Here is a 22,713-nt window from a genome sequence, read left to right on the forward strand (position 1 = left end):
TCTCCTTTATTCATAGAAATCAACTTGGGTATCCAACAATTTATCCCCATCATAAACAAACTTGGCTGAAAAGAAGGGTTTATCCTCTAAAAGCCACTCAACAAAGGTATGGTCACCTTCCCAAGTCGGCTTGCTTAAGACTTCATCATAGGGAACCCATTCCAGCGTTCCCTCATTACAGTCAATCAAGTCCCCCTCAAACTCTGTCACCTTAAAAACATAGGTGTACCAGTCTAAATCTGGTGTAAATTCAGGAAAAGTGATGACGCCTTTTAGAACTGGCTTGGCTTTCAGTCCTGTTTCTTCGAGTATTTCACGCGCTGCGCATTCCTGAGGTGTCTCGCCTCGCTCTAGCTTACCACCCACACCAATCCATTTCCCTTCATGGACATCATTAGGCTTCTTATTACGATGGAGCATGAGCAGTTCTTTTCCGTTATCAATGTAGCAAATCGTCGCTAACTGAGGCATATTTTCTCCTTATCTAAGCCAATCGATTGGCTCTTGTCCTGTCTCTTTTAAGAATGCATTGGCCTTGGAAAAAGGCTTGGAACCCCAAAATCCTCTATAAACTGACAAAGGACTAGGATGGGCTGATTCGATAATCAAGTGATGAGGATTGGTAACTAAGGCCTTCTTCTTGCGTGCAAAAGAACCCCAAAGGACAAAGACTACAGGTCTATCCAGATTATTGACAACCTTAATAACCGCATCTGTAAAAGGTTCCCATATCTGACCAGCATGACCATTGGCCTGTCCAGCAGGAACCGTCAAACAAGCATTAAGAAGCAAGACTCCTTGCTCAGCCCAAGCTGTCAAATCATGAGATTTCTTAACGCCGATATCATCTGACAATTCTGTCAAGATATTTTGCAGAGATGGCGGTGCTGGAATAGAGTCAGGTACAGAAAAACTCAAGCCCTGCGCTTGACCTGGCCCGTGATAGGGATCTTGCCCTAGAATCACCACCTTAACTTCTTCAAGCGGTGTTGTCAAGAGAGCTTGAAAAACCTTTTCCTTGGGCGGATAAACAGTACCCTGAGCATAGACCTGCTCCATAAACTGATTGATTTTCCCAAAATAACCCTCAGGTAATTGCGCCTTAATCAAAGCATGCCAAGACGAGTGTTCCATAGCCGACTCCTTCATTTTTACTGCCTCTATTATAGCAAAAAGTGGCTATGGAAACCACTTTTTACAGTTTATCTAAGCAATCCAGCAAGTCTTGGTAAGAATGAACTTCGTAAGTCGGCTGGGCTAGTGTGTGATTTTCGAGGTGATGAGGATTGTACCAGATAGTGTCAATTCCAGCATTATTGCCACCCTGAATGTCGGCGGTTAGGGAATCTCCAATCATCAGCGTCTCTTCTTTGCTAAAACCTACAATCTGTTGACCAATTTTTTCATAAAAGAGAGCATCAGGCTTTTGTGTTTGCAACTGTTCTGAGATAAAAACTTGATTGAAATAAGGTGCTAGACCAGATTGAGTCAAACGCCCTGTCTGAATGGCAGTAATGCCATTTGTCGCAGCATACAAGTCATAATCTCGCTCGATGAGGATATCCAAGAGTTCATGAGCGCCTGAAAAAGTTTGTCCCTGTTGAGCGAGGTAAAATTGGTAACGATGGGCTAGAAAACTACCGTCTTTTTCCTGTCCAAAGTGAGCAAATAGACGAGAAAAGCGCGTGTTAACCAACTCTTGTTTACTGATTTTCTTTTGCTCTAAGTCCTTCCATAGAGCCTTGTTCATAGGAACATAATAGTCTTTATAAGCCTGAATATCTGTAACCCCTTCTTCTTTTAGGAGTTGCGTCAAAGCCACATCCTCAGCAGCATCAAAATCAAGAAGAGTGTGGTCGAGGTCGAAGAGTAGAAATTTGTAGGACAATTTGAGGTTTTCCTTTCTAGGTACTTAATAGATTAGTTTATTTCTTCTTTTTCTTAGTTTTATTCATCAACATACCAACTACAACTGGAGTAACCACACTTCCAACTTGTCCAACAACTTTAAGTATCTTTTTTGCTTCATCTATTTTTTTGTTTCTACACGATTCGCACTTATTGTGCTTATAACTTAATGGTAAATCCCTAGTACATGTCTTGCATTTTTTTATTTCTTTCATTCTAGCACCTCTGTCTCAATAGCATCTGGTTTATTTGGCAATTTCATTATAGAAGTTTCAATTTTTGGCAATTCTTTTGTCCAGTAATTTGTAGGCGAAGGATCAAGTAGATCAAGTCTCTCTACTAATTCTTGAGAACTGAGATAAGTTTCGTTAATAAATTTCCCAAAGTAATCCAAACTTTTTTGAGCAGCCTTTTTCTCGCCCAACTCATTATAAGCTATTGCTGCTGATAGTGAAACGATATTTACGGCTGCTAATCCATCTCTAATCTCATTCATACGAGCTTCAATTTTATCTGGTTTATCCCCTTTTAATAACTTCCCCCAAGTAGAATCTGGTTGTTCTTTAATAAAATTTACATTAGATTTTTGACTAAGCATTAGAAGGTTTCGACTATCTTCTGCATCTGAAATAACTTGCAGTAACATCATTGTTCTAATGTTTGGATCTGATATCTCTCTAGCCTGCAAGAGTTTCTGTTGACAACTATAGGCTATGGCAAGTCTATCTGACTCCTGTCCTTTTCTGACGTCTTCAATAGCATATTGTACATTTTGAATCTCCTCTGCAATCTGAGCCATTTGAATTTGTGACGAATAATCAGCTAACGCTTTATTTAATTCTGGTGTCAATTTAACAGATTTCAATGGTACATTTCCAATGACTTTATTAGTATTAGTATCTACTAATACCGCCAAGAGAGAGCCATCTTTCTTTGTCATTAATTTTAGCACTCCTTGAGCAATTTGTTCCCGTTGTTCTGGAGAAAGAATTGCCTGAAAAACCTCTTCAGGTATACTAGATTGGACAACATGGATAAAGGCTGGAGCAGAATATAACATTTTTTCTACTTCAGATAAGATTTTATTTGCATTTTTGGCTAAAGGTTGGGCTATTTCTGGTAACTTATTAAAAAACGTTGAGGGTTTTAGTTCATAACCGTCAATATCAAGAATATCAAAGTCAACTTCGCCAAAAAATAAAACTTCATCCATAAATTACTACCTCATTATGTTTAAATTATTAGAAATATTATACCATATTAAACAAAATTATGATTTTGATTTTTCTTTAATATTATCTATCAAATCATTTTTACTGGAATCTAACATAAAAAAACACTCTCCTATCCAATTGACAGCCCAAATCTTTCAGAATAGAACTATCCTGACTATCTAATACTCTGAATACATAAATATCCATGTAATTCTAGACCTAGAACTCCTATAAACTAAATGCTTTCGTACTATTCTAAGTCCATGATAGTCTTAAATTTTAATTTTTGAAGGATTCTAAAGCTAGAATTGCTCTAAAACAAAGAAAAATAAGGTATTCGAAACTTAGAAGAGCCCATCTACACCTCAACTACGACACTTACAATTTTTCTGATGAGCTTTGAGTTTTTTCATAGCCCAATCATAATGACTGGAGGTGTTACTGACAAAGTAGAACCTAGACTTGTTCCGCCAGTCCACTTATAGACACCTTTGGTAAAGAGTTCGTCATTGCTAAAAACTTCTATCAACTCTAAAACCTTCTATCAACTCTAAAACCTTCCTATGTGATTGTTCTAGGAGTCTAGTCGCTTCTTCTAAGGAGGTTTTCTGGTGCTTCTTCCAAAAAGCGACATTCATTTCTCCATAAGTTTTCCAATTATAAGATTCAGGGAGAAAAAGTCTCTCGAGACCTTCTTGATTAGAATGTACCCAAGTCAAAAGTAACTGCTGCCATTCATAAAGATGAATCAGGACATCTCTTAGATTCTTATCCCTTTTCCAGTGAGCTTCTTTTTTCTTTGGGTCTCTTGATAAATCAAATGGAGTCTGTAGCTCATCTTCACTTAGTTGGGAGATGAAACGATTAAGCTTTTCATAGTTTTCCTTAGAGGCCAGTACTAGCTCCTCTTTTGTTTTAGGTCTTGGCATAGAGTTCTCCCTTCATATCTCTAGTTATTATTAGAGATTTTTTATCCTTTAAATCTCTATAACTTATCCTTTAATTTCTCAACAAAGAGATAGGCTGCTGGACAGGTCAAAGTATTCTTAATCGTCAAATGGTTGATTTGATGGATCTTTTTCCTGTCTGTATGAGGAAATTCACGACAGGCCTTTGGACGAACGTCATAGATGGAACAGAGATTATCTCCTCCTAGAAATGGACAAGGCATAGATTTGAAAACCTTGTCACCATCTTCATCTACCTGCAGAAACTCTGCTTCAAAAGCGGGTAATTTCATCTTAAAATACTTGGCGATTCGTGTAATATCCGCTTCTTTAAAGTCAGGTCCCAATGTCTTGCAACAGTTGGCACAGGCAGTGCAATCAATCTCCTCAAAAACTTCTTGGTGAATCTGTTGAGCTATCTTATCTAGATTTTTTGGTGGTTTTTTCTTTAGATTTGCTAAAATTTTACGGTGCTCCTTTTGCTTTTGCAAGGCTAGCTGGTGGTAATACTCAATATCAATTTCTTTAGACATAATTTCTTTCTAATTCACGTATTTTTGTCTATTATACCATAAACACTGCCCCTTTTTTGCACCCTGAACAGAAAAAAAGCCCTTCGGATAAAATCCGAGGGGCTAGAAACGTTGTTAAATCAACGGCTGAACTTTTGAATTTCAAGGTTCAGGATAAAATAGTTCACTGAACTATTTTATTTTTTAAGGTTGTAGAATGATTTCAATCCACGGTATTCAGCTACTTCACCAAGTTGGTCTTCGATGCGAAGCAATTGGTTGTATTTAGCGATACGGTCTGTACGTGAAAGTGAACCAGTCTTGATTTGTCCTGCGTTAGTTGCAACTGCGATGTCAGCGATTGTTGAATCTTCAGTTTCACCTGAACGGTGTGATACAACGGCAGTGTAACCAGCTTCTTTAGCCATTTCGATAGCTTCAAAAGTTTCAGTAAGTGTACCGATTTGGTTAACTTTGATAAGGATTGAGTTAGCAGCACCTTCTTGGATACCACGTGCAAGGTAGTCAGTGTTTGTTACGAAGAAGTCGTCACCAACAAGTTGTACTTTCTTACCAAGACGTTCAGTAAGAGCTTTCCAACCATCCCAGTCGTTTTCATCCATACCATCTTCGATAGTGATGATTGGGTATTTGTTAACCAATTCTTCAAGGTAGTCGATTTGTTCTGCAGATGTACGAACAGCAGCGCCTTCACCTTCAAATTTAGTGTAGTCGTAGACTTTGCGTTCTTTATCGTAGAATTCTGATGAAGCACAGTCAAATCCGATAAATACGTCCTTACCTGGAACATATCCAGCAGCTTCGATCGCAGCAAGGATAGTTTCAACACCGTCTTCAGTTCCTTCGAAACGAGGAGCGAATCCACCTTCGTCACCTACGGCAGTTTCCAAACCACGTGATTTAAGGATTTTCTTAAGAGCGTGGAAGATTTCAGCACCGTAACGAAGAGCTTCTTTAAATGTTGGCGCACCAACTGGCAAGATCATGAACTCTTGGAAAGCGATTGGAGCGTCAGAGTGAGAACCACCGTTGATGATGTTCATCATTGGAGTTGGAAGAACTTTAGTGTTGAATCCACCAAGGTAGCTGTAAAGTGGGATTTCAAGGTAGTCAGCAGCAGCACGAGCTACAGCGATAGACACACCAAGGATTGCGTTAGCGCCCAATTTACCTTTGTTAGGAGTACCGTCAAGAGCGATCATAGCACGGTCGATAGCTTGTTGATCACGTACATCGTAGCCAATGATAGCTTCAGCAATGATGTTGTTTACGTTGTCAACAGCTTTTTGTGTACCAAGACCACCGTAACGAGATTTGTCACCGTCGCGAAGTTCAACTGCTTCGTGTTCACCAGTAGAAGCTCCTGATGGAACCATACCACGTCCGAAAGCACCTGATTCAGTGTAAACTTCTACTTCAAGTGTTGGGTTACCGCGTGAGTCTAGGACTTCGCGAGCGTAAACATCAGTAATAATTGACATTTTTTACTCTCCTTATGAGTTAATTTTTTTACACCTCTATAATACCTTAAAAGCCCTCCTTTTTCAAGAAAAAACGTTATCTTTGTGCAAATTTTCCTTAACTTTATAAAGTAATCGCTTTCTTTTGTCTGTTTTATTCTAACTTTTATGATATACTGTTTTCATGACAGATTTATCAAAACAATTACTTGAAAAAGCTCATGGTGGAGCAAAATTAAATCCAGATGAGCAAAGACGCTATCTTGGTACCTTTGAGGAAAGAGTTCTTGGGTATGCAGATATTGACACAGCAAATAGCCCTCAGTTAGAAAAAGGTTTTTTATCTATTTTAGAAAACCTTCAGGAAAAAGCAGAGCCACTATTTGTAAAGATTTCTCCAACTATCGAATTTGACAAGCAAGTTTTCTACTTAAAGGAAGCTAAAGAAACTGATAGTCAAGCTACCATTGTATCTGAAGAGCATACTTCTTCTCCTTTTGGCCTGATTATCCATAGCAATGCACCAGTTCAAGTAGAAGAAAAGAACCTTCGACTTGCTTTTGCAAAACTTTGGGAAGTTAAAAAGGAAGAACCAGCCAAAACATCCTTATGGAAGAAATGGTTTGGCTAAATCATGCGCATATTTAATAAATGCCCGATATTGGCAGCCGTGTGCTCCAAATAGAGACTGGCATTTTTCAAACTATCTTCTAGAGGTTCACTTTTCTCCAAAATAGAAAAGGCAGCTTGAATATTTTCAAATGGTAGGGAAGGTAAATCCTCAGCAAGACTACCGCAAATAGCAATAACAGGAACTCCGACAGGGTTTTTTTTGCAACACATATAGGCGCTTTCCCAGCAAAGCTTTGACAATCTAGTCTTCCTTCTCCAACAATAACCAAGTCAGCATCTGAAACTTTCTTATCAAAGTTGATCAGGTTCAAGCAGGTATCAATTCCCGACACGATATTTGCCTGAGTAAAGGCACACAAACCAGCAGCAATGCCTCCACCAGCTCCTGCTCCTTTAATTTGCAATGTTGCTGGTGAAACTTTTTTATAAAAATCTTGGATTGCCTGATCTACGACTGCAAACATAGTAGGTTGTAGGCCTTTTTGTTTGCCAAAAGTGTAAGTCGCACCTTGAGGACCACATAAGGGACTCACGACATCTGCTAAAATATGAATTTGAACACCTTCAGGAATTTCATAGAGATTTTCTGTTGAAACAGAAGCTAAGTTTAGTAAGTGACCGCATGCAGGCAAGACATTTCCATCCCTATCATAAAATCGATAACCTAAACCAGCAGCAATCCCAATACCTCCATCATTACTGGACGTGCCACCAACGCCGATATAGATATCTTTAATCCCTTGAGCAATGAGATGACGAATCAACTCTCCAATACCACAAGTTTGGATTTGAAGTGGATTTCGTTTCTCTAGCGGAATCTTTCCAAGGCCAACCAAGTCGGCAACTTCAAATAGCGCCAGTCCCCCTTTTTGAAAATAGCGCATGGCTTCTTTTTGTCCAAAAGGTCCTGTCACTTTGATCCATTTTTCTTCAAGGTCAATAGAATGCCGAATAGCATCTACTGTACCTTCGCCACCATCACCAACAGGGCAGAGAAAACATTCTATATCTGCTATCGATTGTTGGAAGCCTCTTTTAATAGCTTCAGCCACCTCTTCAGCGCTCAAGCTTTCCTTAAATGAATCTGGTGCAATTACAATCTTCATATTTTCCCTCATTCTAAACAGTCAATCAAAGATAGAACTTCTAAAAAATCCCTCTTGTCAACATGATTTGGTATTTCTTGTTTCAGCACTTCTTTGGCACAAAAAGCAATTCCCAGTCCTGCTGACTTCAACATTAATAAATCATTGGCCCCATCACCAATTGCAACCGTTCTATCTTTAGAAAGTTTTAGTTCCTCTCTCCATTGTTCTAGAGTATCTTTTTTGACCTCGGGATTGATAATTTGTCCAACTAACTTTCCTGTTAGAAGACCTTCTTTGACTTCAAGTTGGTTGGCAGAAAAATAGGCAATTCCAAGAGATTTTGCTAGTCTCGCAACTATTGGTGTAAAGCCACCAGACAGTAGACCAACTAGGATACCATTCTTTTGGAGAATGGAAATGAATTCCTGGGCATTTGGCGATAGATGAATAGAGTTGAATACTGTATCAAAGACCGAATCAGGGAGGCCTTTTAACAAAGCTACTCTCTCTCGTAAACTCGTTTCAAAGTCTAACTCTCCTCTCATTGCCCGACTTGTAATCAGCGAAATTTCCTCCTCACGACCTGCCTCTCTTCCCAAAAGATCAATTACTTCTTCTAGGAGTAAGGTTCCATCAACATCCATAACACACAAACCTTTTACTTGAGACATCAGTTCTCCTCTCTAAACAGCCCAAAAATCGTATGAAGTCATCATACGATTTTATCTATTAATTAACTAAACTATGGTACAACTCAAGGTATGACCTGCAGGCTGTATCCCACGAGAAATCACACTCCATAGCTTGTTTTTGTAGGTTTCTCCAAACATCAGGATGGTTTCTATACAAGTCCAAAGCTGTTTGGAAAGTCCAATTTAACCAGTAAGGAGATAAATTGTCAAAGCTAAAGCCAGTACCGCTTCCTTCGATTGGATTGAAGGCTTTAACGGTATCTCGCAAGCCACCAACTTCATGGACCAATGGCAAGGTTCCGTAACGCATAGCCATCATCTGAGACAAACCACACGGTTCAAAACGACTCGGCATGAGGAAGAGGTCACAAGCAGCGTAGATTTCTTGAGCAAGTTTGACATCAAAAGTGATATTTGCTGATAGCTTGTCTGGGTAAATCTGAGCAAACCACGAGAAAGCTCCTTCAAAGGCTGGATCTCCAGTTCCCAAAAGAACAATCTGAACATCATTTTGCAAGATATGGTGAAGACTTTCCACCACCACATCAAAACCTTTTTGACGTGTCAAACGAGAAACAATTCCCACCAGAGGAACGTCAGCTCTAACTGGCAAGCCAACTCTTTCTTGCAATTTTGCCTTGTTTTGGGCTTTACCAGACAAATCGTCCTGATTAAAATGATAATCTAAAAGAGCATCCGTCTGAGGATTATAAAGGTCAGCATCAATCCCATTCACGATACCAGACACCTTGCCAGACTCCATTCGAAGAATCTGATCCAAGTTACATCCGAACTGACTGGTCATAATTTCATGAGCATAACTAGGTGAAACGGTTGAAACACGGTCCGCATAGAGAATACCTGCCTTCATCCAATTCAGACAGTTGTTCCAGCGAAGGGTGCCATCAGCGTAACGTTCAAAGCCGACTCCAAACAAATCCCATAACATTCCTTCTGAAAATTGTCCCTGGAATTCTAAATTATGAATGGTTAAAACTGTTTTAATGCCCTCATAGGCTTGAATCCAACGGTATTTTTCCTTCAACAAGAAAGGAATCATAGCTGTATGGTAGTCATGAACATGGAGAAGTTCAGGAATAAAGTCAATCCTTTCCATAGCCTCAATGGCAGCCAGTTGGAAAAAGGCAAAGCGTTCTCCGTCGTCAAAATCACCGTAAACATGACCACGGAAGAAATAATATTGGTTGTCAATAAAGTAGAAGGTTACACCGTTTAAAACGGTTTTCTTAATTCCACAATACTGTCTGCGCCAACCAACACTCACCTCAAAATGAAGAACATTTTCAATCTGATTTCCAAATTTAGCCTCTACCATGTCATAGTAGGGTAAAATTACTGCAACTTCATGTCCCGCTTTTACCAGTGATTTAGGAAGAGCCCCAATGACGTCTCCCAAACCACCTGTTTTTGAAAAGGGTGCCCCCTCAGCTGCTACAAATAAAATTTTCATGAATGAATATCCTCTGTTACTTTAGCACCTTTCTTAACGACGACTGGATGTTCTGCAGTTCCACGGATCACAACGCCATCCGCAACTTCAACACCCTTGTCCAAGATAGCGTATTCTACCTGAGCACCTTCTCCAATAACAACACGAGGGAATAAGATGCTATCTTTAACCAAGCTATCCTTATGGACATGAATATTACGTGATAAAACAGAATTAGCCACTTGACCTTCAACGATACTACCAGAAGCAAACTGAGAAGTGCTTACTTTAGATGTATTAGCATAATAAGTTGGCTCTTCGTTTTTTACCTTTGTGTAAATCTTTTGGTTTGGAGTAAATAGAGAGTAGAATTTTTGAGATTCAAGCATATCTTTATTAGCTTGGTAATAAGACTCTACAGAATGAATATTTGCCAGATAACCTGTGTACTCGTAGGCAAAAGCCCCTTCTTTTGCCGCCAAATCCCGTAAAACATAACGCAATTTCTCTGGATGTTCTTTCTTAGCTTCTTCTTCTAAGCGTTCAATCAACCAAGGTGTATCGACGACAAAGATATCTGTGGACATATTGTAAACTTCATCTGATGATTTACTATCAAAGAGTTTATGAGAACGGACATGGTCTGTTTCATCCACTTCTAAGATTGCATTTACTTCTGAAATATCTTTTTTAGGTAGTTTTTTATAAACTACAGTGATTGGACCTTTTGTTGTAGTGTGTAGGTGGAATACTTGATTCAGATCAATATTAATCAAAACATCACAGTTAAGTGATACTGTTTGGTTTGAGCCGGAACGTTTCAAATAAGTAAGAAGCTGTTGGTAGTATTCTTTTCCAACTGTACTACTTTCCACACGGGTATTGTAAATACCTAGATAGTAGTGACTAAGAAGGGTTGATAAGCCCCACTCACGTCCTGAACGGATATGGTCAAAGACTGAACTGATATTGTCTTGTTGGAAAATACCGAAAATGCTACGCACACCAGCATTAGCAAGACTTGAAAGCGGGAAGTCAATCAAGCGATATTTACCACCAAATGGCAAACTAGCTACTGGACGGTGGTCTGTCAGTGTTGACATATCATGAAAACCAACTGTGTTTCCTAAAATGGCAGAATATTTATCAATCTTCATCTGTTGCTACCCCTACTACTTCATCATATCCTACAACTTGTACTTCTTCTGTTCCATCAATTTCGACACCATCAGAAATAACTGCACCTTCACCAATAATGGCACGTTTGATTTTAGCTCCCTGACCAACAATTGCACCACTCATGATAACTGAATCTACTACTTCTGCCCCTTCGCGAACTTGCGCACCTGTTGAAAGGATAGAATGTTTAACAGTTCCATCTACGAAACAGCCATCGACAACCAAGGAATCTTCCACGTGAGCATTTGCCCCAAGGAAGTTTGGTGGTGAAATTAAGTTTCTTGAGTAAATCTTCCATTGACGGTTACGGCTGTCCAAGGCATTTTCTGGAGAAATGTACTCCATGTTAGCTTCCCAAAGCGATTCAATCGTACCAACATCTTTCCAGTAGCCATTAAACTCGTAGGCATAAACACTTTCACCTGACTCAAGGTAATTTGGAATGACATTTTTACCAAAATCTGACATATCGACATTGCTCTTTTCAGCAGCAACAAGCATATTGCGGAGACGTTGCCAATCAAAGATATAGATTCCCATAGAAGCTTTGGTAGATTTAGGTTGAGCTGGTTTTTCTTCAAATTCAACAATACGATTGTTTGCATCTGTATTCATGATACCAAAACGGCTAGCTTCTTTAAGAGGGACGTCAAGAACTGCGACTGTCAAACTAGCATTATTATCTTTGTGAGACTGGAGCATATCATCATAATCCATTTTGTAGATATGGTCCCCAGACAGAATCAAGACATACTCAGGGTTGACACTGTCGATATAATCAATATTTTGATAAATGGCGTGGCTAGTCCCCTCAAACCAACGATTTCCTTCACTTGCAGAATAAGGTTGAAGAATAGAGACACCAGAATTGATACCATCTAGTCCCCAGCTTGAACCATTCCCGATATGGTTGTTGAGAGCAAGTGGTTGGTACTGTGTAATGACTCCAACATTGTTGATGCCTGAGTTGGCACAGTTTGAAAGAGCAAAGTCAATGATACGATAGCGCCCACCAAATTGCACAGCTGGTTTTGCGATGCTTTGAGTGAGTTTACCGAGACGAGTTCCTTGCCCACCAGCAAGAATCAAAGCTAACATTTCATTCTTCATTTTCTACTCCTTTTTAGTTTTTACTTGTGACGGTTTTAGTAGGTTTCAAGCGACGTTTAATTTTCCAAACACTTGCTCCCATAGCCGGTAGGGTAAAGGTCAAGGTCTGCTCATAATCTTTCCAAAGTCCTTCTTGCGTTTGAACAGTTTGATTATGTTCTTTCCAGACGCCTCCCCACTCTTCTAACTCAGTATTCCAGACTTCTTCGTAAATCCCTGCAACAGGCAGTCCGATTGTAAAATCTTTTCGTTCAACAGGTGCCATATTAAAGATACAGACTAACATATCGTCCTTCTTACCCTTACGGATGAAGGACAGAACACTCTGGTCTCGATTATCCGCATCGATGATTTCAATACCATCATAGCTAGTATCAATTTCCCACAGACAGCGGTGATCTTTGTAAAACTGGTTTAGCTGAGAAGTGAAATACTTCATCTTAGCATTCATTGGATCTTCTAGGTTAGACCATTCCAACTGTTCTTCAGATTTCCATTCTAGGAATTGCCCATATTCACTACCCATGAAGAGCAATTTCTTACCAGGGTGACAAATTTGGTAAGTGTAGAGATTACGCAAGCCTGCGAATTGATTATAACGATCTCCCCACATCTTGTGCATCATACTCTTCTTGCCATGAACCACTTCATCGTGTGAGAATGGTAGGAGATAATTCTCTTTGAAGACATACATAAAGCTGAAAGTCACTAGGTTAAAGTCGTATTTACGATAAATCGGATCTTCTTCGTAGAATCGGAGGATATCATTCATCCAACCCATATTCCATTTGTAGTCAAATCCTAGACCATCTGAATCCTTGGTGTCAGTAATCTGAGTAGCTGAAGAACTTTCCTCAGCTATCATCATCACATCAGGATGAACTAGTTTAATCACATCATTCAAGCGTTGAAGGAAATAATAACCTTCATAGTTGAGATTACCACCATCTTTATTAGGTGTCCATGGAGCATCATCGTAGTCAAGATAGAGCATATTGCTAACGGCATCTACGCGAATACCATCTAGATGGTAAAAGTCAATCCAAAACTTAATACTAGAGATCAAGAAAGACTGGACTTCATTCTTTCCAAGGTCAAAATTAAGTGCTCCCCAACCGTAGTTATGAGCCTTATTATGGTCTTGGTATTCAAAAGTCGGTGTTCCATCATAATAGGCCAAGGCATCATCATTAATAGTAAAGTGACCAGGTACCCAGTCTACAATAACGCCTATATTGTTTAAGTGACATTCCTCAACAAAATCTTGAAACTCTTCAGGACGACCATAGGCATGCTCTAGAGCAAAGTAACCCATAAGCTGATAGCCCCAACTCAAACCTAGTGGGTGAGACATCAGGGGCATAAACTCAATGTGAGTATAATTCATCTCAACCAAGTAAGGAATGAGTTCATCTTTCAATTGAGCAAAACTATAGGGGCTGCCATCAGGATTTCTCTTCCAAGAGCCAGCATGAGCCTCATAAATATTGACAGGACGCTCTTCAAAGCTCAATCGTTTTCTACGGGCTAGCCAGAGACCATCCTTCCATTTCTTTTCTGGAATATCTGTTAAAATAGCCCCAGTACCAGGTCGTGCCTCATACCGTACAGCCAAAGGGTCAATCTTCATCAGCTGATGACCATTTGAACGTGTAATATTGTACTTATAAATTTGGCCTTCTTGAGCAAGACTGGTAAAGACTTCCCAGACTCCAAATTCATTCCGTTCCATCAGAATTTGATTTTCAACCCAATTGGTGAAATCCCCTACCAAGTGAACAGCCTGAGCATTAGGCGCCCACACACGAAAAGTATAGCCATACTCTCCATTTTTTTCTTCCCTATGAGCTCCCAGATAGTGCTGGAGGTGAAAATTTTCACCTGTCATAAAGGTTTCTAAAGCTTGTTTCTTATCCATACACCCTCCTAATTCTGTAAGCGTTTTCTATAGATTTATTATACTACCTTTTTAGGGAAGATTCAAGTAAATTACGGAATTTGCAAAAAAATCTTTTGAAAGTCTTCAACAAATTCACTGATGTGTTCACTTGTAAATCAAGAAATTTTCAGAAACGCTTTGAAAACGAATTGTTTTTTTACAATACTATCATAAAGTTCGTTATTTAGCTAACAAAAATATAATTTTAAGTAAAAAAATAAATCAGGAAACGAATCTCCTGATTTTATTAACAGATAAATCACCACAAATGAATTTAAATTGTAAATCTATTCTACAAAACTTTAAAGACGCTGGCACTGACGCCACCAACCATGTCTTTATCACTTAAATGGCTATTGGTCATCAATAGTTCTAGATTTCCAGCATTATCAAACTGGAAGTCTTGCCCTTTAGCATTAAATACAACCAGTAAATGTTCTTCCCCTTGAATCTCATAGACAATCCAACCACTATGTTCGTGGGCTGAATGAACAAAAACATGATGGTAAATCTCATCATAAGTTGGGTAAGAAAAGGCACTGCTTTCTGTCTTCAATCGAATCATCTGACGAATAAACTCAATACTATCTTGACGCTCATTAATCAAGTCCCAGTTCACTTGATTCACACTGTCTGGAGCATTATAGCTATTCATAGCACGTTCTCTATCATCATGGGTCAGCTCACCATTTTCACCAGTCGCAACCAGTTTGGTACGACCAAATTCTTGACCGATTTCCATAAAGGCCATCCCCTGCATGAGCAGATTCATGGCTGTGGCAGTTTCGACCTTGCGCATGATTTGCTCTGAACTTTGGTCTGGATGTAGGGTTGCCAACAAATCGTGAAGATTGTAATTGTCATGGGCCTCTACATAGTTAAGCACTTGGTTTGGATGTGTATAGGTTCCTAATTCACGACTACCTAGGATCGCTTTGGCTAGAATTGGCTCTGTAGCAGCACCACTAACAAAACCAGACTTGATAGCACCATAAACTTCTCCACCTTTGACAGCATCACGCTGATTGTCATTAAAGAAACCAATATTTGGCATCTGGTAGGCATTGTCTTTCTTGGCCTTATCATAAGGTGCAAGACCTGTTCCCATATCCCAACCTTCTCCATAAAGGATAATGTTAGGATCAATTTCGTCCAAACTTTGACGAATCATCTGCATGGTCTTGACATCATGAATCCCCATCAAATCAAAACGGAAGCCGTCAATATTGTATTCCTGCACCCAGTATAGAAGAGAATCAATCATATACTTGCGGAACATTTCGTGTTCACTGGCTGTTTCATTTCCAACACCCGTTCCATTTTGGAAGGTACCGTCTGGATTCATACGATAATAGTAATCAGGGACAGTTGTTTGGAAAGGTGCATCAACAACTGAGAAGGTATGGTTATAAACCACATCCATAATGACACCAATACCCGCATCATGATAGGCTTGAACCATGGTCTTCAAATCACGAATGACCTGTGCTGGATCCTCTGGATTAGTTGAAAGGCTCGTTTCTGGTGCGTTATAGTTTTGTGGGTCATAACCCCAGTTGTAGGTTACATTCCCATCTGCATCATACTCTTTATGACGATCTGCAATTGGTTGCAACTGAACATAATTGTAGCCCAGCTCCTTAATGTAATCAAAAGCAGTTGACTGACCGTACTGGTTAACAGTTCCAGACTGAGCAGCACCCAAGAAAGTTCCTCGAAGATGTTCATCCACACCTGAAGTCGGTGATTTGGTCAAATCACGAATGTGCATTTCACAAATAACTGCCTTACATGGATTAGCCAAGCGCCAAGTAGCCTCCGAACCGTGCTTAACCTCAAAGTTTTCAACTTGCTTTTCTTCATGACTCAGAATAGCTGAACGTTTGCCATCGGGACTGGTCGCGATTGTATAAGGATCGCGTGTCAGTGTTTGGTGGTGAGGGAATTGGACTTGATACTGATAAGCCTTACCAGTCAAATCTTCCTCAACATCCAAACTCCAGACACCAATAGTATTGTCCTTATGGTTATAAGAGTAGCTATTGCCTCTTTCCATATCAAATGTTTTCCAAACAGGTGCATCGTTAGCAGCTGATTCATAAACGACAATCTGCACTTCTATCGCTGTTGGAGCCCAAAGGGCAAAATGAGCCTGATTATCCTCTATACGGCAACCCAATTCACCTTGGTACCCCCAGTGGTGGTCGAAACTAGCACTATTGATAGCCTTGTCAAAGGCAAATGGATTTTGATTTTTATAGAAAGGACTGGCAATAGCAGGATTCTCAGAGTAATAAATTCTGTCATCTCCTTCCAAAATCCAGACCTCTGTTAAAAGAGGATAGTGATTGAAACGGATAGCATATTCTTTACTGGTTTGGCCTGTATGAACTACAAAATTCAAGCTTTCTAGGGGATGAGCGCTTGGATGTTCAAAACTAAATAAAGCGCCAAAATAATCTTCTTGGTAAGTTAGTAAGTCAATTCGCTGATCCTGACTTTTTACAAAAGAGCAAGTGTCGTATTCTCCATTCTTGCGATGGTAATGAATACGCATAGGGTAGTTATACATTTTTTATTTTTCCTTTATACTTCTTAATTTGTTTCTATTTGATTAATAAATACTTGACCGATTTTGTTCCGATTAACAAACATAGTCCTCTTATCTAAACTCTGCTTTTAAACGATCATTACAAACTTTCTAGCCAAGCTTCATCTCGAACCTCGATACCAAGTTCTTGTGCTTTTTGCAGTTTACTTCCAGCATCTGCACCTGCCACGACGAGGTCGGTCTTTTTAGAAACACTGCCAGTCACTTTAGCACCCAAACTTTCGAGTTTATTTTTAGCTTCTGAGCGCTTGAGCCGTTCCAATTTTCCAGTCAATACAACGGTCAAACCTGACAAGGCCGCATCTGCCACTACCGTCTGTCCTTTATAGTCCAGATTGACCCCAGCTTCTCTCAATTCTCTGAGGAGAATTTCAGAGCCTTCTGTCGCAAAATAAGTCTGAAGACTATTGGCAATCACACCACCCAGACTCTCAATACTAGCCACTTCATCTGGATCTGCCTGAGCCAGATTTTCAATTGAATGAAAATGTTGAAGTAAAAGCTGACTGGCCTTGCTTCCGACATGGCGAATTCCCAAACCAAACAAGAGTTTCTCGGCAGAATTTTCCTTGGATGCTTGAATAGCTTGATACAGTTTAGAAGCAGACTTTTCCTTAACCCCCTCTAAAAGTAGGAAATTCTCTTCTTTCAAACGATAAATATCCGCCACATCCTTAACTAAATTAGCAGCAAAGAGCTTCTCAACAATAGATGGACCAAGGCCTGTAATATTCATGGCATCTCGAGAGGCAAAGTGGATCAAACCTTCCATGATTTGAGCAGGGCAACGCGGATTTATACAACGAAGGGCCACTTCATCTTCAAAGTGCAACAAGTCAGAGTCACAACTTGGGCAGTTTGTAGGGATATCTAGTTTTTCTTCAGAAACCCGCTTGGACTCTACTACTCGTAAAACGGCAGGGATGATATCTCCAGCCTTATAGACGATGACCGTGTCGTCTTTGCGGATATCTTTTTCAGCAATATAATCCACATTGTGTAGGGTCGCACGGCTAACAGTTGTACCAGCTAGTTGTACTGGTGTTAGATTGGCAGTCGGGGTTACAACACCCGTACGGCCAACTGTCCAATCAACGGATAAGAGTTTAGCTTCTTTTTCCTCAGCAGGAAACTTGTAGGCTACTGCCCACTTTGGAGCCTTAACAGTAAAGCCAAGTTCTTCTTGACCTGCTAGGTCGTTGACCTTGATCACCACCCCATCGATATCATAAGGCAGATTGTCCCGTTCCTCTCCTACTTCTTGGATAAAATTCCAGATTTCATCTATGTTTTCAGCCAAGATTCGCTTAGGATTAACCACAAAACCAAGTTGTTCGAGATGCTTCAAAACCTTTTCTTGGCTGTCTCGAGTTGAAGGGCTAGCTTCTTGATAGAGGAAAGTCGCAAGATTGCGCTTGGCAACTACAGCTGTATCCAACTGACGCAAGGTTCCTGCCGCCGCATTACGAGGATTGGCAAATTCAGGCTCTCCATTTTCTTGTCGAGCTTGGTTGACCTGGTCAAAAGAAGCGCGTGGCATATAACATTCCCCACGAACTGTGATATCTAGTTCTTCTGGCAAAGTCAAAGGAATATCCTTAACACGCTTGAGGTTTTCTGTGATATTTTCACCAATTGAACCATCTCCACGTGTTGCACCTGCAACTAGAATCCCCTTTTCATAAGTAAGCGAGATAGATAAGCCATCGATTTTCAGCTCACAAATATAGGTCGGATTGGCAACTTCCTTACGAACACGCGCATCAAAAGCTTCAAGCTCCTCACGTGAAAAAGCATCCTGCAAACTATAAAGAGGATACTGATGACTGTATTTTTCAAAACCATCTAAAACCTTGCCACCAACACGATGGGTCGGACTGTCTGCTAACACTTGCTTTGGATAAGCAGTTTCTAACTCGACCAACTCACGGTAAAGACGGTCATACTCACTGTCTGAAACCGACGGATTATCGCTGGTATAATACTCAGTCGCATAGCGATTGAGCAAGGCGACTAACTCATTCATTCTTTTATTCATAAAACCATTTTACCATAAATTAAGCCCTCCTCACAATGGAGAAGGGCAGAAAACTTAGAAATCTTACACCTGCTCTGATAATTCTTCCCACTCAAGCATAGCTTCTTCCTGACGATGGCTGATTTTGTCCAGTTCAGCCTGCAATTCCACCAGTTTGCCGGCATCGTTTGTTTCCAACATTTGTTCAGAAATGTCTTGGCTTTGACTTTCTAACTCTTCGATTTCAGCTTCTAGACTTTCGATTTGTCGCATGAGTTTACGGGCTTCTTTTTGACTTTCTTTCTGAGCTTGATAGTCATTAACTGGACTTGCTTCTTTTGCTTGATTAGTAGTTGAAATTTCCTCAGTTTGAATCATTTCTACTTCTGCTTTCTTCTCGACATAGTAGTCGTAATCTCCAAGATAGAGAGTTGATCCATTCTCAGACAATTCCAGTACATGAGTTGCCACACGATTGATAAAGTAACGGTCGTGACTGACGAATAGAAGAGTTCCATCAAAGTCAATCAAAGCATTTTCTAACACTTCCTTGCTATCAATATCCAAGTGGTTGGTTGGCTCATCCAGAATCAAGAAGTTGTTGTTTTCCATGGAAAGTTTAGCGAGAAGTAAACGGGCTTTCTCGCCACCAGACAGCATGCCGACTGATTTTTTAACATCATCTCCTGAGAAAAGGAAGGCACCTAGACGGTTACGAATTTCAACTTCTGGTGTCAGTTTAAAATCATTCCAGAGTTCATCCAGTACAGTATTACTTGGTGTCAGCTTGCTTTGGGTTTGGTCATAGTAACCAACCTCAACATTGGCGCCAAAGCGCTTCTCACCCTTGATAAAAGGAATCTGGTCCACAATAGACTTGATAAAGGTTGACTTGCCAATACCATTTGGTCCAACAATAGCAACAGCATTCATCTTACGAAGGTCTAGGTTGATAGGATCTGACAATATTTCCCCATCATAGCCAATAGCTGCATTCTCAACAGTCAAAACAACATTGCCCGACGTTTTTTCAGACTGGAAGGTCATGTTGGCTGATTTCTTGCCAGCTTCAGGTTTGTCCAAACGCTCCATTTTTTCCAGTTGTTTGCGTCGAGATTGGGCTCGTTTGGTCGTCGAAGCACGTACTAGATTGCGATTGACAAAGTCTTCCAGAGCAGCGATTTCCTTTTGTTGCTTTTCATAGTTTTTTGCCTCAGTAGCTAGCTTTTGCTCCTTTAACTCAACAAAACGAGAGTAATTCCCCACATAACGATCCAAGGAATGCTTGGTCAAATCTAGCGTAATTGTCGCAACCTTATCTAAGAAATAACGGTCGTGGCTGACGATAATGAGGGCACCGCTATAATTTACCAAGTAATTCTCTAGCCAGGCTATAGTTTCAATATCTAAGTGGTTAGTTGGCTCGTCCAAGACCAAGAAATTTGGCTTTTCAAGAAGCATTTTGGCAAGTGCCAAACGAGTATTTTGACCACCTGAAAGCTCGGCAATTTTCATCTGCCACATAGACTCGTCAAACTTAAATCCATTCAAAATCGCTCGAATATCAGCTTCATAGGTAAAGCCACCTGCTTGGCGAAAATTCTCAGATAAACGATCATAATCTGACATCAGTTTGTTCAAATCCTCACCAGACTTTTCACCCATCTCTAACTCCATCTGACGCAGTTGTTTCTCCGTCCGACGTAAGTCATCAAAGACATGAAGCATTTCATCGTAGATGGTATTTTCAGACTCAAAACGGCTATCTTGGGCTAGGTAAGACAGAGAAATATCTTTTTTCTTATTGATTTCTCCACTAGTTGGCTCCTCTTCTCCAACCAAAATCTTCAAAAGAGTAGACTTACCTGCACCATTTTTCCCAACGAGAGCAATCCGGTCTCGTTCATCAACTTGTAGGTTAATATTATCAAAAAGAACCTCTCCTGCAAAAGAACGTTCAATTCTATTAGCTTGTAAAATAATCATAAGAGTAGTATAGCATGTTTCCCTAAGGCATTCAAGACTTGATAAACCGGCATATGTCACTACTTTTCTGTAAATTATGCTAGGGTTTTACTAAAATGCTAAAAAATGCTATAATGTGAACGGTTAAAACAATTTACAAAAAGGAGAATTTCAATGTCTTACCAAGAAAATTACCAGAAATGGGTTGATTTTGCGGAACTTCCTGACTACCTTCGTCAAGATTTAGAAAATATGGATGAAAAAACTAAGGAAGATGCCTTCTATACAAATCTTGAATTTGGTACTGCAGGTATGCGTGGCTTGATTGGTGCGGGTACAAACCGTATCAACATCTACGTTGTTCGCCAAGCTACTGAAGGATTGGCTCGTTTGATTGAGTCAAAAGGTGGAAACGAAAAAGAACGCGGTGTAGCAATTGCCTACGATAGCCGTCACTTCTCACCTGAGTTTGCCTTTGAATCTGCGGCAGTTCTTGCTAAACACGGCATCAAATCTTACGTATTTGAAAGCCTTCGTCCAACTCCAGAACTATCATTTGCAGTTCGTCACCTCAACTGTTTTGCGGGTATCATGGTCACAGCCAGTCATAACCCTGCACCATTTAACGGATACAAGGTTTACGGTGAAGACGGTGGACAAATGCCTCCACACGACGCAGACGCTTTGACTACATATATCCGTGCAATCGAAAATCCATTTGCTGTAGAAGTTGCTGATGTGGAAGCTGAAAAAGCTTCTGGCTTGATTGAAGTTATCGGCGAAGCTGTCGATGTTGAATACCTCAAAGAAGTTAAGGACGTAAACATCAACCCAGCCTTGATTGAAGAATTTGGTAAAGACATGAAAATTGTCTACACACCACTTCATGGTACTGGTGAAATGTTGGCTCGTCGCGCTCTTGCCCAAGCAGGATTTAACTCTGTTCAAGTCGTTGAAGCGCAAGCAACTGCCGATCCTGACTTCTCAACTGTAAAATCTCCAAACCCAGAAAGCCAAGCAGCCTTTGCCCTTGCTGAAGAACTTGGTCGTCAAGTTGGTGCAGATGTTCTTGTGGCAACTGACCCAGACGCTGACCGTGTTGGTGTTGAAGTTCTTCAAAAAGATGGTAGCTACCTCAACCTTTCAGGTAACCAAATCGGTGCTATCATGGCTAAATACATCTTGGAAGCCCACAAAAACGCTGGAACTCTTCCAGAAAACGCAGCCCTCTGCAAATCTATCGTATCAACTGACTTGGTAACGAAGATTGCTGAAAGCTACGGCGCAACCATGTTCAACGTTTTGACAGGTTTCAAATTTATCGCTGAAAAAATCCAAGAATTCGAAGAAAAACACAATCACACATACATGATGGGATTTGAAGAAAGCTTCGGTTACTTGATTAAACCTTTCGTACGTGATAAAGACGCTATTCAAGCCGTTCTTGTCGTTGCTGAACTTGCTGCCTACTACCGTTCTCGTGGTTTGACACTTGCTGACGGTATCGAAGAAATCTACAAAGAATACGGCTACTACGCAGAAAAAACTATCTCTGTTACCCTTTCAGGTGTTGATGGTGCTGAACAAATCAAAGCGATTATGGCTAAATTCCGTAACAACGCTCCAAAAGAATGGAATGCAACAGCTATCACTGTAGTAGAAGACTTCAAGGCTCAAACTGCCACTGCTGCTGACGGTACTGTTACAAATTTGACAACTCCTCCAAGTGATGTGTTGAAATACACACTTGCTGACGGTTCATGGATTGCCGTTCGCCCTTCAGGTACAGAACCAAAAATCAAGTTCTACATTGCAGTTGTAGGTGAAACCAACGAAGAATCACAAGCTAAGATTGCTAACATCGAAGCAGAGATCAATGCTTTTGTAAAATAAAGTCCTATAAAAGATGAGACCAACCAATCTCATCTTTTTTCGTATCAAATCTAAGCAATTTTAGAAACTTTATG

The 22,713-nt window shown here is 40.2% G+C and carries 18 protein-coding genes and 2 pseudogenes; 2 read left to right on the top strand and 18 right to left on the bottom strand.

What is annotated here, in order from left to right; translation table 11 throughout:
* Positions 1–6: 6 nt before the first annotated feature.
* The 9 genes and pseudogenes from KUA57_RS00370 to eno all read right to left on the bottom strand — a co-directional run bounded on the left by KUA57_RS00370 (position 7) and on the right by eno (position 6,083).
* Positions 7–471, bottom strand: coding sequence for an NUDIX hydrolase (locus KUA57_RS00370; protein ID WP_001135768.1), 465 nt, complete (start codon positions 469–471; stop codon positions 7–9).
* Between the two features lie 9 nt (positions 472–480).
* Positions 481–1,134 (bottom strand): uracil-DNA glycosylase, encoded by a 654-nt coding sequence (locus tag KUA57_RS00375; protein WP_070843060.1) that lies wholly within the window; start codon positions 1,132–1,134, stop codon positions 481–483.
* 61 nt (positions 1,135–1,195) lie between these two features.
* Positions 1,196–1,888 carry a pyrimidine 5'-nucleotidase PynA gene (pynA, locus tag KUA57_RS00380; protein WP_125415674.1) on the bottom strand — a complete coding sequence of 231 codons (693 nt, stop codon included), beginning with the start codon at positions 1,886–1,888 and terminating at the stop codon, positions 1,196–1,198.
* A gap of 37 nt (positions 1,889–1,925) precedes the next feature.
* Positions 1,926–2,123 (bottom strand): hypothetical protein, encoded by a 198-nt coding sequence (locus tag KUA57_RS00385; RefSeq protein ID WP_023942550.1) that lies wholly within the window; start codon positions 2,121–2,123, stop codon positions 1,926–1,928.
* Complete coding sequence (locus KUA57_RS00390) at positions 2,120–3,121, bottom strand: hypothetical protein (RefSeq protein WP_125415676.1); 1,002 nt, start codon at positions 3,119–3,121, stop codon at positions 2,120–2,122. The genes KUA57_RS00385 and KUA57_RS00390 overlap by 4 nt, the downstream gene beginning before the upstream one ends.
* A gap of 366 nt (positions 3,122–3,487) precedes the next feature.
* A pseudogene (locus tag KUA57_RS09740) lies at positions 3,488–3,651 on the bottom strand (ClbS/DfsB family four-helix bundle protein).
* Complete coding sequence (locus KUA57_RS00395) at positions 3,635–4,051, bottom strand: ClbS/DfsB family four-helix bundle protein (protein ID WP_431830572.1); 417 nt, start codon at positions 4,049–4,051, stop codon at positions 3,635–3,637. Before KUA57_RS00395 ends, KUA57_RS09740 begins: the two are co-directional and overlap by 17 nt.
* A 56-nt stretch (positions 4,052–4,107) precedes the next feature.
* On the bottom strand, positions 4,108–4,602 hold the full coding sequence (locus tag KUA57_RS00400) for a YkgJ family cysteine cluster protein (protein WP_000031466.1): 495 nt from the start codon (positions 4,600–4,602) through the stop codon (positions 4,108–4,110).
* Positions 4,603–4,778: 176 nt separating this feature from the next.
* Positions 4,779–6,083: a surface-displayed alpha-enolase gene (eno, locus tag KUA57_RS00405; protein WP_000022813.1), complete on the bottom strand. Its 1,305-nt coding sequence runs from the start codon at positions 6,081–6,083 to the stop codon at positions 4,779–4,781.
* Between the two features lie 163 nt (positions 6,084–6,246).
* Between eno and KUA57_RS00410 the strand changes: the two genes are divergently transcribed.
* Positions 6,247–6,693, top strand: a complete 447-nt coding sequence (locus tag KUA57_RS00410; protein ID WP_120770207.1) for a DUF1694 domain-containing protein — start codon at positions 6,247–6,249, stop codon at positions 6,691–6,693.
* Here the strand turns inward: KUA57_RS00410 and KUA57_RS00415 are convergent.
* The 9 genes and pseudogenes from KUA57_RS00415 to KUA57_RS00455 form a co-directional block, all read right to left on the bottom strand.
* A pseudogene (locus KUA57_RS00415) lies at positions 6,690–7,801 on the bottom strand (glycerate kinase). The gene KUA57_RS00410 and the pseudogene KUA57_RS00415 sit on opposite strands and share 4 nt — an antisense overlap.
* Before the next feature lie 8 nt (positions 7,802–7,809).
* Positions 7,810–8,454 (bottom strand): phosphoserine phosphatase SerB, encoded by a 645-nt coding sequence (gene serB / locus KUA57_RS00420; RefSeq protein ID WP_218493452.1) that lies wholly within the window; start codon positions 8,452–8,454, stop codon positions 7,810–7,812.
* A 58-nt stretch (positions 8,455–8,512) separates the two neighbouring features.
* Positions 8,513–9,946 carry a glycogen synthase GlgA gene (gene glgA, locus KUA57_RS00425; RefSeq protein ID WP_000697311.1) on the bottom strand — a complete coding sequence of 478 codons (1,434 nt, stop codon included), beginning with the start codon at positions 9,944–9,946 and terminating at the stop codon, positions 8,513–8,515.
* Positions 9,943–11,082 carry a glucose-1-phosphate adenylyltransferase subunit GlgD gene (gene glgD / locus KUA57_RS00430; RefSeq protein ID WP_218493453.1) on the bottom strand — a complete coding sequence of 380 codons (1,140 nt, stop codon included), beginning with the start codon at positions 11,080–11,082 and terminating at the stop codon, positions 9,943–9,945. Before glgD ends, glgA begins: the two co-directional genes overlap by 4 nt.
* Positions 11,072–12,214: a glucose-1-phosphate adenylyltransferase gene (locus KUA57_RS00435; protein ID WP_020902830.1), complete on the bottom strand. Its 1,143-nt coding sequence runs from the start codon at positions 12,212–12,214 to the stop codon at positions 11,072–11,074. Before KUA57_RS00435 ends, glgD begins: the two co-directional genes overlap by 11 nt.
* Positions 12,215–12,227: 13 nt before the next feature.
* Positions 12,228–14,132 (bottom strand): 1,4-alpha-glucan branching protein GlgB, encoded by a 1,905-nt coding sequence (glgB, locus tag KUA57_RS00440; RefSeq protein WP_125447446.1) that lies wholly within the window; start codon positions 14,130–14,132, stop codon positions 12,228–12,230.
* A gap of 313 nt (positions 14,133–14,445) precedes the next feature.
* Positions 14,446–16,725 (bottom strand): type I pullulanase, encoded by a 2,280-nt coding sequence (gene pulA, locus KUA57_RS00445; RefSeq protein ID WP_125447449.1) that lies wholly within the window; start codon positions 16,723–16,725, stop codon positions 14,446–14,448.
* Positions 16,726–16,843: 118 nt separating this feature from the next.
* Positions 16,844–18,802: an NAD-dependent DNA ligase LigA gene (ligA, locus tag KUA57_RS00450; protein ID WP_084926523.1), complete on the bottom strand. Its 1,959-nt coding sequence runs from the start codon at positions 18,800–18,802 to the stop codon at positions 16,844–16,846.
* A gap of 63 nt (positions 18,803–18,865) precedes the next feature.
* A complete protein-coding gene (locus KUA57_RS00455; RefSeq protein ID WP_218493454.1) occupies positions 18,866–20,767 on the bottom strand; it encodes an ABC transporter ATP-binding protein in 1,902 nt (633 codons plus the stop codon).
* Positions 20,768–20,920: 153 nt separating this feature from the next.
* Here KUA57_RS00455 and KUA57_RS00460 point away from each other — a divergent pair, with 153 nt between their 5' ends.
* On the top strand, positions 20,921–22,639 hold the full coding sequence (locus tag KUA57_RS00460) for a phospho-sugar mutase (RefSeq protein WP_218493455.1): 1,719 nt from the start codon (positions 20,921–20,923) through the stop codon (positions 22,637–22,639).
* Positions 22,640–22,713 lie beyond the last annotated feature (74 nt).

The sequence above is a fragment of the Streptococcus vulneris genome (assembly GCF_019218685.1).
In the GTDB taxonomy this organism is placed as follows: domain Bacteria; phylum Bacillota; class Bacilli; order Lactobacillales; family Streptococcaceae; genus Streptococcus; species Streptococcus vulneris.